The following is a 14628-nucleotide window of genomic DNA, read 5'->3' on the forward strand; positions in this document are numbered from 1 at the left end:
GAACAAGCCAACCCGAAAAGTCAAGCACCCCGCCGGATTAACACCCAAAACGTTAATCACACCCCGACACGCAAGACCGGAGAACACCTCACCACGGATTTAAGACCCACGTTTTGACCCTTAACCCCTATTTTGGCTTGTTTTCCTTTACGACGGTAGGCGTTTCTCCTGTTTGGGTTATATGGGCGGGGAACTCGGTTTCTGCCGGTTTTGTGGGTCTATCGGCTCGCTGGAATATGAAAGTGGGTCTGTCGGTTCGCGAGGACGGTGTTTTTGACGTCCCCGTGTATATCTCAGACCCACAAGTCCGTAGATGAACGGGTAGACCCACGGTTATTGAACATGCCGGACCCACAAATCCGTTTGCCTGAACGGATAGACCCACAAACCGGAGGACACAGGCCCTTGGGCGGTTGATGGCTGGCGTTGTGGGTCTATCGGCTCGCTGGAATATGGAAGTGGGTCCATCGGTTCGCGAGGAGGGTGTTTTCGGCGTCCTCGTGTATGTCGTGGACCCACAAACCCTCAGATGAACGGGTAGACCCACGGTTATTGAACATGCCGGACCCACAAATCCGTTTGCCTGAACGGATAGACCCACAAACCCGGTTTATTGACCGGTCCGTTGATTGGGTAGACCCACGAACTTGGGCCGTTGATTGGTCGGACCCACAAACCAGAGGACGGATAGACCCACAGACTTGGCGTTGCGAACGGGTAGACCCACAAATCCATTGAACGGGTGAACCCGCAGACTTGGCCCATTGGGCGAGTTGGCCTATGAACATGGTTCGCTGAACGGATAGGCCCACAAGACCTGGCCCATTGATTGGATGGGCCCACAAACCTGGTTCGTTGATTGGCCGGACCCACAAAACCATTGAACGGATAGACCTACATATTTCCGAATGTAGGGTTTTGGCGCTTGGCCCTCCTGGGAAGGAAACCGCTCGAGACGTTGGGTTTCGGGGGTCTTCGGGTGGGAAGTCCCTGCCTCGAGGACGCGGCGCAGCCCGCCGTGCGGACCATGTGTTCCTCCGGCGCGAGCCCTACCAGCCGATGCGGGGGACGGCGTAGACGACCGAGGCGAACACCATCAGGCTCGTCGCGCACTCGACCAGTCCCGTCACCATCGGACCAATCGTCCGGTTGCGGGCCAGCAGCGGCAGCACGACCGAACGGGCCACCAGCGTCGCGCCGCCCGCGCCCAGCGTCGGCTGCGCCGCGAACCCGAGGCACGTCAGCACCACGTTCCATATGACCGATGCGCGAAGATACGACGACTTGCCGCGCTCGCGAATCATCGTCTTGACGAACAGGACGGATCCGAACTGCGTGAACGCGAAGATCGCCGCGGCGTAGCAGCCCTCACGGGAGAGCGGCACATGCATGCCGAACACGTCGAACCCGACCGCCGTGCCTCCGGGCGTCGGATGCTCGCCGAACAGCGGCATCACCGTGGCCATGGTCGCCGTGGCGAGCACCGCGGCCGCGTTCGCCCACAGCGACCGCTCCCGCCGGTTCCACGACGCCATCAGCGACACGGCCAGCAGCACGGCGAACACCGGCGCCCACGCCAATACCTCGGGATGCAGGAGCACGAATGGCACGCCGACCAACGCGGTCAGCGCGCCATAGGTGAGCATCGGCTTGCGGTAGCGCCTCCGGAACCGCGACTTCACCCACCGGGCGGCCGAGAACTGGAGAAAATAGCACAGCAGCCATGCGGCCAGCAGCCACAGCTGCGTCGGCGTTGCGCCGCTGAGCGTCATGCCGGCCATCGCGGGCAGCAGCACCATGGCCCAGGCGCCATGCTGGTCGGGGATCCAACGACGCAGCGCACGGCCCGCGATCGGCGGGACCGATGCCGTGGGGCGCCTGTTCGGTGAATACGGAGTGTATTGAGTCATAACGGACCATCGTACGGCACGTCGTTCATGCCACGCGTCAGAAGCGTGTGGGAATATGGGGGTGTAGCAAAGGATTCCTCAGGGTCCCACATGGTCGTGGCCCGGCACGCGGAACCCCGTGGAATGAAGGGAAAGGGAATGCCATGGCATTCATCGGTTTTGGAACGACGCTCCTGTTCATACTATTGGTGCTCATCATCGTGCTGCTGTTCCTGAGCCTGTACATCGTGCCCCAGCAGAACGCCTACGTCATCGAACGACTGGGCAAGTTCCATGCGGTCACGGTGGCCGGCCTGCACATGAAGATACCGTTCATCGACCGCATCGCGCAGAAGATGAACCTGCGCGTCAGCCAGTTGGACGTCAAGCTCGAGACCAAGACGCTCGACAACGTGTTCGTCACCGTGGTGGCGTCCACCCAGTTCCGCGTGGACGCGCGCCACGTGGACGTGGCCTACTACGAGCTGCAGAACCCGGCCGCGCAGCTGCGCAGCTACATGGAGGACGCGCTGCGTTCCGCCATTCCGGCGCTGACGCTTGACGACGCGTTCGCCCGCAAGGACAACGTGGCCCTCGACGTGCAGCAGACCGTCGGCAACGAGATGCAGCGCTTCGGCTTCAACGTGGTCAAGACGCTGATCACCGCCATCGACCCCTCCGCGCAGGTCAAGCAGGCCATGGACTCCATCAACGCCGCCCAGCGTGAGAAGGAGGCCACTCGCCAGCGCGCCGAGGCCCAGCGCATCGCCATCGAGACCCAGGCGCAGGCCGACGCCGAGAAGACCCGCCTGCAGGGCGAGGGTCAGGCGAACTACCGTCGCGAGATCGCCAACGGCATCGTCGACCAGATCAAGAGCCTGCACGCCGTGGGCATGGACATCAGCGAGGTCAACCAGGTCGTCATGTTCAACCAGTACCTCGACGTCATGCGGTCGATGAGCGAGTCGAAGAACGCGAAGACGGTCGTGCTGCCCGCATCCACACCGGCCGGATTCAAGAACATGTACGACGAGGTCACCAACGCGCTGCTGACCGGCCAGGCCGCCGGCGAATCCGGCGGCTTCCCGGCCACGGGCTTCCCGACGTCCGGGAAGTGAATCACCGACGGAACAAACGAAACCATGGGCAAAATCGGCACGTGGAACGTTTGACGTGTTTTCGGCCTGATACTGTTGAAAACCGTGCAAATAGGGAATCGTCATATCCGCCTCGGTGTGCTTGACATCGGGTCCAACACCGTCCATATGCTCATCGTCGACGCCGCTCCGGGCGCGCGCCCGGAGCCGGAGGCGTCCAGCCGTTCCGTCGTCCGCATGATGCAGTACCTCAAGGAGGACGGCACCATCAAGAAGTCGGGCGTCAAGGCCATCCTCGCCGCCGTGGACCAGGCGATGAAGCTCGCCGAACAGTATGAGGTCTCGCAGGTCGTGCCCATCGCCACGTCGGCGTTGCGTGACGCGCCCAACGGGCCGAAGATCCTCGTGCAGATCGAGCAGCGCATCGGCCAGGGCGTCTCCGTGCTCTCCGGCCCCGACGAGGCCCGTCTCACCTTCCTCGCCGCCCGGCGCTGGTACGGCTGGGGCGCCGGCCGCCTCCTCGTGCTCGACATCGGCGGCGGCTCCCTCGAAGTCGCCTCCGGCGTGGACGAGGAGCCGGACAAGGCCATGAGCGTCCCCGCGGGCGCCGGCCGCGTCACCCACTCCTACCTGCCGGAAGGCACCGCCGACTCCAAGCAGCTCGCCCACCTGCGCAAGAAAGTCGACCACATCATCGAGCCCATCGTCAAGGAGTTCGCCGACTCCAAGCGGCCCGACCACGTGGTCGCCACGTCGAAGACCTTCCGCTCTCTGGCCCGTCTCGCCGGATCCAAGGTCAAGACCATCGGCTCCGACGAGAGCTGGCGCATGAACCGCGCCCAGCTCGAGGACTGGATTCCGCGCCTCGCCTCCATCGAGCCCGAGCAGCGTGTGGCGTTGCCGGGCATCACGCCGGAACGCACCAACCAGATCGTCGGCGGCGCCGTCGTGGCCGACGAGATCATGAAGGCGTTGAAGATCGACGAGATCGAAATCTGCCCGTGGGCCCTTCGCGAGGGCGCCATCCTGCGCTGGCTCGACCAGTTCGGCCGCACGCGCTTCGGATTCTGAACGGTGTTGCCAAAACCCGGGAGGTACGGTATACTGAAACGCCGTTGCCCGGGTAGCTCAGGGGATAGAGCACCGCTCTCCTAAAGCGGGTGTCGTGCGTTCGAATCGCATTCCGGGCACGAGAGAGGTCTTGGATTCATACGAAACGTATGGGTTCAAGACCTTTTTATATATACATGTCCATATATCCATCTCGGATTTCGGTCGACCGTGGTCGACCGCCATCGGCGATGGGTTCGTAAACAGGCGGGGATGACGTATGACGATGATCGGCGGGGCTTGGCGATCCGCGTTCGGCAGGATATGCGGCGCGCTCGCCGGGGTGTTGGGATTCGTCACCGGCGTCGGCATCGCCGCCAGGCTGCTGCCGATGGGCCTGTCCGCATTGCCCTATGTGCCGAATGTCGTCGCCGCCACGCCATGGTTCGCGGTAAGCGCGACGCTCGCGTTGCTGTTCGCCGTGCTGGGCCGCCGCCGCATCATGACCGGTTTCGCGGTGGTCTGCCTTGCATTGCTGACCTACTGGCAGGCGCCGTTCTACGCCCATGTGATGTCCCCGTCGTCGCAGTCGCAGACGTCCGCCGGCTCCGCGACCCTGCGCGTGATGACCTGCAACGTGTACAAGGGACGTGCCGACGCCGCGAAGATCGTCGAACTCGTGCGTGACCGTCATGTGCAGGTGCTTGCCATGCAGGAGACGACCGAGGAGTTCGTGAAGCGTCTCGACGCCGCCGGCATAGAAAAATATCTTCCGTATGCGAAGACCGCGTCCGCGGACGGCATCTACGGCAACGGCGTCTGGTCGTCGCTGCCGCTGCGCGACACCGTCCGCGACGAGGTGCAGTCCAGCGCCTCGCAGATGCCCGCCGGCACCGTGACCCTCGGCAACGGCAAAACGCTGCGGTTCGTCTCCGTCCATACGACGTCTCCCGTGAACGGCTACTGGAAGCAGTGGAAGCGCAGTCTCGACGAACTCGCCGCCATGCGTGAACGCACCGGCAGCACCTACGTGTTCATGGGCGATTTCAACGCCACATACGACCATGCGCCGTTCAGAAACATCCTCGGCGACCGTTTCACCGACGCCGCGCGTTCCGCCGGGCATGGCCTTACCCCGACATGGCCCGCCGACCGTAGCGGGGTGCCGCTCATGTTCGGCATCGACCACATCGTCATGGACAAAGGGGTGTCCGCGGGGGGTCTGGAGACCAGCCGCGTCGACGGCTCCGACCATGCCGCCCTGCTGGTCACCTTGCATGTTGGCGAATGAATACTGAACAAAATATGGAAACGTGTTCCCGTGGCTTTACATTTTTCCATCGGGGTACTACACCTGACATTGGCTGATGTCGGAGCGATCCGAAATCGGTAGATATTGTCGCTATGAATAGGAGTTCTCATGGACGAGAAGACGCTGGTCGAAAAGATGAAGAAGGTCGTTATCGTTGACGATGTTCTGGCTCTTGCCAAGGAACTGGGTCTGGATTGGACCTACGAGCAGGCCGACGAGGCTCTGGGCCGCATCAACGCGACCAAGAACGACATCGCCGAGCTCGCCGGCGACACCATGGAGAAGGTCGCCAAGGAAGTCTTCGGTATCTGAGACTCTTCGGATCGTCGTCTGTAGACGAATGGGGCCGTTGCGTTATCATGCGCAGCGGCCCCTGTTTTTTTATTGTGCAGCGGCCTTTGGCCGATGTGGTCTGTTGTGCGAACCGCGTTCGCAATCTCTCCCTCAGCCAGCCTTCGGCCATCGGTCTCCCTCTGACGAGGGAGCTGTCGAGCGTGGCGAGACTGAGGGAGAGACCGCGGCAGCAGCCGCGATCGACACTGTTCGGCCGAAGGTCGATGCAGTGTAGCCGATACCTTTTACAGATTGCCTTGCGTGCCGGCGGTGGCGCCGGCGCTGGCCTGTTCGGCCTGGGCGGCGTCGAGCTGGGAGCGCACGTCGTCGAGCAGCTTCTGCGCGCGCTTGGCCAGCGCCTCGCCCACCTGCCACTGACGCATCGAGGCGTCGAGATCCAGGCCGCCGGCCTCCAGCGCCTGTACGGCCTGGATGAGCTGGTCGCGTGCCTGCTCGTAGCTCAGCGAGTTGATCTTCTCCAGCTCCTCGGCGGTCAGGGACGGTACGGATGAGGCGTTCTGCGTGGTCTCGTTCGTCATATCGGGCTCTCCTTTATATATGTCCATGTATTGCTATGTATGTGTTAGTGATTGTTATATGAATGGATGGCGGTCGTGGGGCGTTATCGCGCGGTGGCGTGGATGCGTCCCTGCCGCAGGGTGACCGCCAGCTCGTCGCCGGCATGGACGCCGTCGGCGTCGGTGACGACATGGCCGTCGGCATCCTGCACGACGGCGTAGCCGCGGTCCAGCGTGGACTGCGGGCTCAGGGCGGTGAGCGAGGCGTGCAGTTTCTCCACGGTCAGGCCGGCGTCGTCGACGATGCGGCGCATGCCGATGTCGAGGCGCTGTCGGGCGTCGTCGACGAACCGCTGCGGGCGTTCGAGCATGGTCAGCGGCTGGGTGAGGCTCGGCCGGTTCGCGTAGCCCTCGATGAGCCGCATCTCGTTGTCCACTCGCGAACGGATGCGGTCGCGGATGCGGCGGCGGGCCTCGTCCACGATCTGCAGCTGCTCGTTGACGTCGGGCACCGCGCGCTTGGCGGCGTCGGTCGGCGTGGAGGCGCGCATGTCGGCGGCGAGGTCGATGAGCGTCCAATCGTCCTCATGGCCGATGGCGGAGACGATGGGCGTCACGCAGGCGGCCGTCGCGCGGACCACGCCCTCATCGGAGAAGCCCATGAGGTCCTCGAAGCTGCCGCCGCCTCGCGCCACGATGATCACATCCACATCGGGGTCGGCGTCGAGCCGCTGGATGGCGGCGATGACGTCCGGCGGGCAGCTCGGCCCCTGCACGTGCGCGTGCACCACGGTGAACCGGATGGTGGGCCAGCGCAGACGGGCATTGGTGATCACGTCGCCCTCCGCGCGCGCCTGCGGGGCGCATACGAGGCCGATGCGACGGGGGAATTCGGGAATCGGCACCTTGTTCTCCGCGTCGAACAGGCCTTCGCCCTTGAGCCGCCTGCGCAGCTCCTCGATCTGGGCCATGAGGTCGCCCTTGCCCACGCGGCGGATGTCGTCGCCCATGAAGCTCAGCCGGGTCTGCTTCATCCACACGTCCGGCCTGCCGTGCAGGATCACACGGTCGCCCTGGCGGAATTCGCGGGCCATCTGCGCGAACCGTCCGAAGCCGGTGACGTTCAGCGAGATGTCCTCGACGTTGTCGCGCACCGTGAGATAGGCGGAGCCCGCACGGCGCGTGTTGATCTCGGAGATCTGCCCCTCGATCCACGTCCCGGGCCATTTGGCCACGGCGTCATGGTACTTGCGGCTGAGCAGGCTTATCGGCCACGGGTTGTCCGGCGTGGTGTCGCGGGCGAGCCGGGGCAGCGGCTGCGGCTGCGTCGGCGCGGCCGCTCGCGGCGCTGCGGGGTCCTGGGAAAACAAATCGGTCATACGTTCCACTGTCGGTCAGATGGGGGACATCGACGCCGTCCGTGAACTTCGTCACAGGACCCGTGTGAGGCATGTCACAATGCGCCACGGCGTGCCGGAATTGTCTTGCGTTCCCGGCACAATCATTGGTCGGCGATGACACGCCGACGGTACGGTCATCCGACGTCGGTTTTCCGCATGATGAAGCCGAAATCACTAGATATGCGTTTATGGCAACGGTAGACAACTAGATATTGTGGTCGAAGTGCTGTAATGTGCTATAGGCCGGTTGACGTGGTCCCGGCGGGAACGACCACGAAACACACGTCCGACGAACGTTATTGGAAACCATTGAGGAAGGAGCCCCATGAGTGCGCAGGTGCTTGAGCAGGATACGACGGTGACCATGGAAGACAGGAGCGATGCCGTTCTCGTCGAGAAGCGTGACGGTCGTGTGGTGGACTTCGACCCCATCAACATCATCAACGCCGTGGCCGCCGCGTTCAGCGACCTCGACAAGAAGGTCGGCCCGCAGGAGGAGCAGATCATCCGCGACATCGCCCTGCGCGTGGAGGCCGAGGTCAAGGACCGCTACACCGGCCCCGCCAAGATCGAGGACATCCAGAACCTCGTCGAGCACGCCCTGATCGGCGAGCACCTGTACGAGGTGGCCCGCACCTACACCAACTACCGTCTCAACCGCGACATCGAGCGCGCCAAGGCCACCGACATCAACGAGGCCGTGAGCCGCCTCGTCAACAAGGACGAGGCCCTCGTTCGCGAGAACGCCAACAAGGACTCCAACGTCTACGCCACCCAGCGCGACCTGCTCGCCGGCGCCGTGAGCAAGGCCTCCGCCTTCTCCATGCTGCCCGAACGCGTCTCCAACGCCCACATGAAGGGCGACATCCACTTCCACGACGCCGACTACTCGCCGTTCACCGCCATGAGCAACTGCTCGCTGCCCGACTTCGGCGACATGCTCGCGCACGGCTTCGCCCTCGGCAACGCCATGATGGACTCGCCGAAGTCCATCGGCACCGCCGCCACGCAGATCACGCAGATCATCAAGGACATCGCCGGCTGCCAGTACGGCGGCCAGACCGTCAACCGCTGCGACGAGATGCTCGAACGCTACGCCAAGCGCGACTACGACAAGAACATGAAGATGGCCGAGGCCATCCTGCCCGACGAGATGCCCGTCAACGTGGCCGAGGACGTGGTCAGGGGCCTCAAGGCCCAGGAGCCCAAGTGGCTGCACTTCGAGAACCGCGAGCCGTTGCCCGACGACGTCCCGTTCGACGAGAACCTCTCCGAGATCGAGCAGCTGCGCGAGGTCTACGCCAAGATCATGACCCGCAAGGCCATCTACGACGCCATGCAGACCATGGAGTACCAGATCAACTCCAACCGCGTCTCCAACGGCCAGACCCCGTTCGTCACCGTCGGCTTCGGTCTCGGCACCTCGTGGTTCGCCCGCGAGATCCAGCGCGCCATCCTGCTCAACCGCATCCGCGGCCTCGGCAAGGACCGCCACACCGCCATCTTCCCGAAGCTCGTGTTCACCGTCAAGCACGGCGTGAACGCCGACCCGGGCGACCCGAACTACGACATGAAGCAGCTGGCGCTCGAATCCGCCACCAAGCGCATGTACCCCGATGTCGTGTTCTACGAGAACATCGTCAAGATCACCGGCTCCTTCAAGGCCCCGATGGGCTGCCGCTCCTTCCTGCAGGGCTGGAAGGACCCGAAGACCGGCAAGGACGTGACCGACGGCCGCATGAACCTCGGCGTCGTCTCCGTGAACGTGCCGCGCATCGCCCTCGAATCCCACGGCGACGTGGAGCGCTTCTGGAAGCTGTTCAACCAGCGCATGGAGGTCGCCCACGAGGCCCTGCAGTTCCGCATCATGCGTTGCAAGCAGGCCACCCCGGTCAACGCGCCGACCCTGTACCGCTACGGCGCCTTCGGCCGCCTGAACGCCAACGACAAGGTCGACCAGCTGTTCAAGGACGGCCGCGCCACCGTGTCGCTCGGCTACATCGGCCTGTACGAGACCACCGCCGTGTTCTTCGGCAAGGACTGGATGACCGACCACCACTGGGACGAGGACGGCAAGAAGTTCGCGCTCTCCATCGTGCAGCGCATGAACGACCTGTGCAAGCAGTGGAGCGCCGCCGAGGGCTACCACTACTCCGTGTACTCCACGCCCGCCGAGTCGCTCACCGACCGCTTCAACCGCATGGACCGCGAAAAGTTCGGCAAGGTCCCCGGCGTCACCGACCACGACTTCTACACCAACAGCTTCCACTACCCGGTGTGGCTGCAGCCCACCCCGATGGAGAAGCTCGCCTACGAGAAGGACTTCCCGTACCTCGCCTCCGGCGGCTTCATCAACTACTGCGAGTTCCCGTGCCTGCAGCCGAACCCGAAGGCCCTCGAGGCCGTGTGGGACTACGCCTACAACATCGGCATCGGCTACCTCGGCACCAACACGCCGATCGACCACTGCTTCGTGTGCGGCTTCGAAGGTGACTTCGAGCCCACCGAGGAGGGCTTCAAGTGCCCCGAATGCGGCAACTCCGACCCGGACAAGTGCAACGTGACCAAGCGCACCTGCGGCTACCTCGGCAACCCGGTGCAGCGCCCGATGGTGCACGGCCGCCACGAGGAGATCGCCCACCGCGTCAAGCACATGAGCGGCGAGACCGGCCACGTGACCCTCGCCGACGGCACCGAGCGCGAATGGTTCGAAGAGACCAAGTGATCTCGCGCTGAAGCATCGGCTCCCCTCCGGACCGGAGGGGAGCCTTCTTTGCGTGTAAGGAGGTGAACCATGCCGCAGGACTCATGGAAGCAGGTGAAGCACCACGACTTCGCCGCCGGCGAACCAGGCCGCGGCCCCGGCGTCCCCAGTCCGCTGACCAACAATCCCAAAGCCGGCCAGTGGGACGGCCGGCGCATGTGCCGGAACATGATCGCCGACTACAAACGGTTCCTCATGACCGACGGCGAGGGCATCCGCTGCTCCATCTACGTGAGCGGCTGCCCCTTCCGATGCGAAGGCTGCTACAACTCGTCCATCTGGGACTTCCAGGCCGGCTACGAGTACAACCAGAGGCTCGAGGACCAGATCATGGACGACCTCTCCCAGTCATTCGTGCAGGGACTCACCCTGCTCGGCGGCGAGCCGCTGCTCAACACCCCCGTGCTTACACCCTTGGTGAAAAAGATCCGCGAACGCTTCGGCCACGCCAAGGACATCTGGTGCTGGACCGGCTACACGTGGGAGGAGCTTATGAGGCCGGGGGAGACCCCCGACAAACGCGAGTTGCTCGAACTCATCGACGTGCTCGTCGACGGACGCTACCTCAAGGACCAGCACGACTCGCTCCTGCAGTTCCGTGGCTCGAAGAACCAGCGGATCATCGACGTGCAGAAGTCCCTGGAGGTCGAGGAGCCGGTGATCTGGGGCCGTCTGCACGACCAGGAGCGGTTCATCCCCGAGATGTACGGCAAGGACCGCGACAACGCCGAGGGCGACAAGTAGAGGGAGGCGGGGAGAGAGTCTTGACAGTCTCGGGCGTTGCGTCGAATATACTTCGCCCGTGGCTGAAAAGACGGGCGCTTTGTGAGAAATCTCATGGGAATCGTCGCCAGTCGTTCCGCCCCGCCGACTACGATTCAACAATGAACAATGTGCGAGAACGTGAGGTTGGACGCCGCGAGGGACAGTGAAGGCGCGGCCGGTTGAACGTGAACAGGGCACACGAACGGATGAAGGAAACAGCATGTCGGAGTTGAAGACGAACGACTACATCAGAATCGGTCTGGACATCGGATCGACGACGGTGAAGGCGGTGGTCCTTGATAAGGACGGCTCGAAGACGGCCGTGGGGGAGGAGTCCCCGCTCGCCGCACCGGGACAGCATATTCTCTACGCCGACTATCGACGACACCATGCCAACGTCCGTGCCACCGTGGCCGAACTGCTGACCGACATCCGCGAGCATCTGGCCGAAATCGGACGTCAGGACGAGCCGGTCAGGCTCTCCATCACCGGATCCGGCGGCCTCGGCCTTGCAGACAACCTGCACGTCCTGTTCGCACAGGAGGTCATCGCGGAGACCGTCGCCATCGATGCGAAGTACCCGCAGGCCGACGTCATCATCGAACTCGGCGGCGAGGACGCCAAGGTCACGTATCTCAAGCCCACGCCCGAACAGCGCATGAACGGCTCCTGCGCCGGCGGCACCGGCGCGTTCATCGACCAGATGGCCACCCTGCTCGACACCGACGCCACCGGGCTCAACGAGATGGCCAAACGGTACGAAACGCTCTATCCGATCGCCTCGCGATGCGGCGTATTCGCCAAAACCGACCTGCAGCCGCTTATCAACGACGGCGCCGCCAAACCCGACCTCGCCGCATCGATCTTCACGGCCGTGGCCACGCAGACCATCGCCGGCCTCTCCTCCGGCCGTCCGATCCGCGGCACCGTCATCTTCCTCGGCGGCCCGCTGTTCTTCCTCTCCGAACTGCGCGAGGCGTTCCGCCGCGCGCTGAAGGACCAGGTCAAGGAATTCATCACGCCGGAATCGGCCCACCTGTATGTGGCGTACGGCGCCGCGCTGCTCGCCGGCGAGGAGACCAGCGACGAGACCGAGGAGGGCTCCACGCACTACGAGCCGCGAACCCTCGCCGACATCCTCGACGCGTTGGAGAACCTCAAGAACCTGCCGGGCAACACCCCGACCATGCCCCCGTTGTTCGACACGGAGGCCGACCGTGAACGCTTCAACGAACGCCACCACCGCGAACACATCCACATCGGCACCCTCGACGGCGCCAAGGGACCGCACTTCCTCGGCATCGATGCGGGATCGACCACCATCAAGGCCACGCTCGTCAACGACGACCGCGAAATCGTCTGGTCGTCGTACGCCAACAACGAAGGCAGCCCGCTGACCGCGGCCGTCAACATCGTCAAGAAGATTCAGAGCGAACTGCCCGACGGCGCCTGGATCGCACGCAGCTGCGCCACCGGCTACGGCGAAGGGCTCATCACCACCGGACTGCACCTCGACGAAGGCGTGGTGGAGACCATGGCCCACTACCGCGGCGCCGAAATGGTCAGCCCCGGCGTCACCGCCGTCATCGACATCGGCGGCCAGGACATGAAATACCTGGCCATCAACGACGGCGTCATCGACTCCATCGCCGTCAACGAGGCCTGCTCCTCCGGCTGTGGGTCGTTCCTCCAGACCTTCGCCCAGTCCATGGGGCTGACCATCCAGGAGTTCACGCAGAAGGCACTGGCCTCCGACCATCCCGTCGACCTCGGCTCGCGCTGCACCGTGTTCATGAACTCGTCGGTCAAGCAGGCGCAGAAGGAGGGCGCGTCCATCGAGAACATCGCCGCCGGACTGTGCTACTCCGTCGTGCGCAACGCCCTGTACAAGGTCATCAAGCTGCGCGACGCCGGCGAACTCGGCGACACCGTCGTCGTGCAGGGCGGCACGTTCCTCAACGACGCCGTATTGCGCGCCTTCGAACTGCTCACCGAACGCGAGGTGACCAGGCCGAACATCGCCGGCCTCATGGGCGCGTACGGCGCGGCCCTGACCGCGCGCATGCACTACAACGACGACGACGAACCGGGCAAACGATCCTCCATCCTCACCGGCGACGCGCTCGACAACCTGTCGATGACGTCCGAACGCGACGTGTGCAAGCTGTGCCAGAACCACTGCAAGCTCACCATCACCACGTTCGCCGACGGCTCGCGCTACGTGACCGGCAACCGCTGCGAACGCGGCGGCGACCGCAACAAGCAGCGCTCCGACCGGCCGAACCTCTACGAATACAAGTACAAGCGCTGCTTCTCCTACCGCAGGCTCACCGACAAGAAGGCCACCCGCGGCGAGATCGGCATCCCGCGTGTGCTCAACATGTACGAGAACTACCCGTTCTGGTTCACGCTGCTCACCCGGCTCGGATTCAAGGTCATGATCTCCGGCCGCAGCAACCACGAACTGTTCGAGACGGGTATCGACTCCATCGCCTCCGAGAACATCTGCTACCCGGCCAAGCTCGTGCACGGGCACATCAAGTGGCTGCTCAAGAAGAACATCAAGACCATCTTCTACCCGTGCGTCTCCTACGAGGAGAACCTCGTCGAGAACACCGACAACCACTACAACTGCCCGGTCGTGGCCAACTATCCGGTCGTCATCGGCGCGAACATGCCCGAACTGCGCGACCCGTCCATCCGCTACATGCGCCCCTACTTCAACCTCGCCGACCACGGCCTCATGGTCGACCGCATCGTCGAGGAGTTCGCCTGGGCCGACGTGACGCGCGAGGAGGCCGAGGAGGCCGTCAAGGCCGCCTACGCCGAAGACAAGCTCTTCAAGCATGATGTGCAGCAGGAGGGCCTGCGTGCGCTCGCCTACATGAAGGAGCACGGCTGCCGTGGCATCGTGCTCGCCGGCCGCCCCTACCACATCGACCCGGAGATCAACCACGGCATCCCCGAGACCATCTGCGCGCTCGGCATGGCCGTGCTCTCCGAGGACTCCATCTGCGAACTGCAGCCCGGCGAGGACCTGCATCTGAGCGACTACCTCGCCGACGGGGAGAAGAGCCCGCGCGAGAAGGACGCGGCCGGATTCCGCCACGTGGGCGACCGCAAGGTGACCCGCATGCCGCTGCGCGTGACCAACCAGTGGGCCTACCACTCCAGGCTGTACGCGGCCGCGCACTTCGTGGCCTCCTATCCCGGCCTCGAGCTCGTGCAGCTCAACTCCTTCGGCTGCGGCCTCGACGCCATCACCACCGACCAGGTCGCCGAGATCCTCGCCGACAAGGCCGACGTGTACACGCTGCTCAAGATCGACGAGGTCTCCAACCTCGGCGCCGCCAAGATCCGCCTGCGCTCCCTCAAGGCCGCCGTCGAGGAACGCGAGGCCAACAAGGCCCGCGAGGAGCGCGCCGCGCAGCAGGCCAACGAGGCGCAGCAGGCCGATGAGAAGGCCGCCGAGCAGCGGACCGCCGAACAGGTGCGCCGCG

The 14628-nt window shown here is 64.1% G+C and carries 9 protein-coding genes, 1 tRNA gene and 1 pseudogene; 8 read left to right on the forward strand and 3 right to left on the reverse strand.

The genetic code is table 11. The annotated features are described in order from the left end of the window. Positions 1-1049: 1049 nt before the first annotated feature. Positions 1050-1910, reverse strand: coding sequence for a YwiC-like family protein (locus KIH77_RS02870; protein WP_219099583.1), 861 nt, complete (start codon positions 1908-1910; stop codon positions 1050-1052). 143 nt (positions 1911-2053) lie between these two features. On the opposite strand from KIH77_RS02870, the gene KIH77_RS02875 reads away from it, so the two are divergent. From KIH77_RS02875 to KIH77_RS02895, 5 genes are all read left to right on the forward strand, one after another. Beyond that, the gene (locus tag KIH77_RS02875; protein WP_219099584.1) at positions 2054-3007 is read left to right on the forward strand and encodes an SPFH domain-containing protein; all 954 of its coding nucleotides are present in this window, start codon (positions 2054-2056) and stop codon (positions 3005-3007) included. A gap of 84 nt (positions 3008-3091) precedes the next feature. Beyond that, the gene (locus tag KIH77_RS02880) at positions 3092-4057 is read left to right on the forward strand and encodes a Ppx/GppA phosphatase family protein (RefSeq protein WP_443623251.1); all 966 of its coding nucleotides are present in this window, start codon (positions 3092-3094) and stop codon (positions 4055-4057) included. Between the two features lie 46 nt (positions 4058-4103). Beyond that, a tRNA-Arg gene (locus KIH77_RS02885) sits at positions 4104-4176 on the forward strand. 146 nt (positions 4177-4322) lie between these two features. Further along, positions 4323-5327: an endonuclease/exonuclease/phosphatase family protein gene (locus KIH77_RS02890; RefSeq protein WP_219099830.1), complete on the forward strand. Its 1005-nt coding sequence runs from the start codon at positions 4323-4325 to the stop codon at positions 5325-5327. A gap of 129 nt (positions 5328-5456) precedes the next feature. Further along, positions 5457-5660 (forward strand): hypothetical protein, encoded by a 204-nt coding sequence (locus tag KIH77_RS02895; RefSeq protein ID WP_219099585.1) that lies wholly within the window; start codon positions 5457-5459, stop codon positions 5658-5660. Between the two features lie 266 nt (positions 5661-5926). Here KIH77_RS02895 and KIH77_RS02900 read toward each other — a convergent pair whose 3' ends face one another. Together KIH77_RS02900 and xseA are read right to left on the reverse strand one after the other, a co-directional pair. Next, complete coding sequence (locus KIH77_RS02900) at positions 5927-6220, reverse strand: exodeoxyribonuclease VII small subunit (RefSeq protein ID WP_219099586.1); 294 nt, start codon at positions 6218-6220, stop codon at positions 5927-5929. Between the two features lie 83 nt (positions 6221-6303). Continuing rightward, positions 6304-7578 carry an exodeoxyribonuclease VII large subunit gene (xseA, locus tag KIH77_RS02905; protein ID WP_219099587.1) on the reverse strand — a complete coding sequence of 425 codons (1275 nt, stop codon included), beginning with the start codon at positions 7576-7578 and terminating at the stop codon, positions 6304-6306. A 346-nt stretch (positions 7579-7924) separates the two neighbouring features. Between xseA and nrdD the strand changes: the two genes are divergently transcribed. The 3 genes and pseudogenes from nrdD to KIH77_RS10620 all read left to right on the forward strand — a co-directional run. Then, positions 7925-10324: an anaerobic ribonucleoside-triphosphate reductase gene (gene nrdD, locus KIH77_RS02910; RefSeq protein ID WP_219099588.1), complete on the forward strand. Its 2400-nt coding sequence runs from the start codon at positions 7925-7927 to the stop codon at positions 10322-10324. Positions 10325-10393: 69 nt separating this feature from the next. After that, on the forward strand, positions 10394-11107 hold the full coding sequence (nrdG, locus tag KIH77_RS02915) for an anaerobic ribonucleoside-triphosphate reductase activating protein (protein WP_219099589.1): 714 nt from the start codon (positions 10394-10396) through the stop codon (positions 11105-11107). 241 nt (positions 11108-11348) lie between these two features. Beyond that, positions 11349-14531: pseudogene (locus tag KIH77_RS10620) on the forward strand (acyl-CoA dehydratase activase-related protein); the annotation flags it as partial. Positions 14532-14628 lie beyond the last annotated feature (97 nt).

The organism is Bifidobacterium pluvialisilvae (assembly GCF_019331695.1).
In the GTDB taxonomy this organism is placed as follows: Bacteria; Actinomycetota; Actinomycetes; order Actinomycetales; family Bifidobacteriaceae; genus Galliscardovia; species Galliscardovia pluvialisilvae.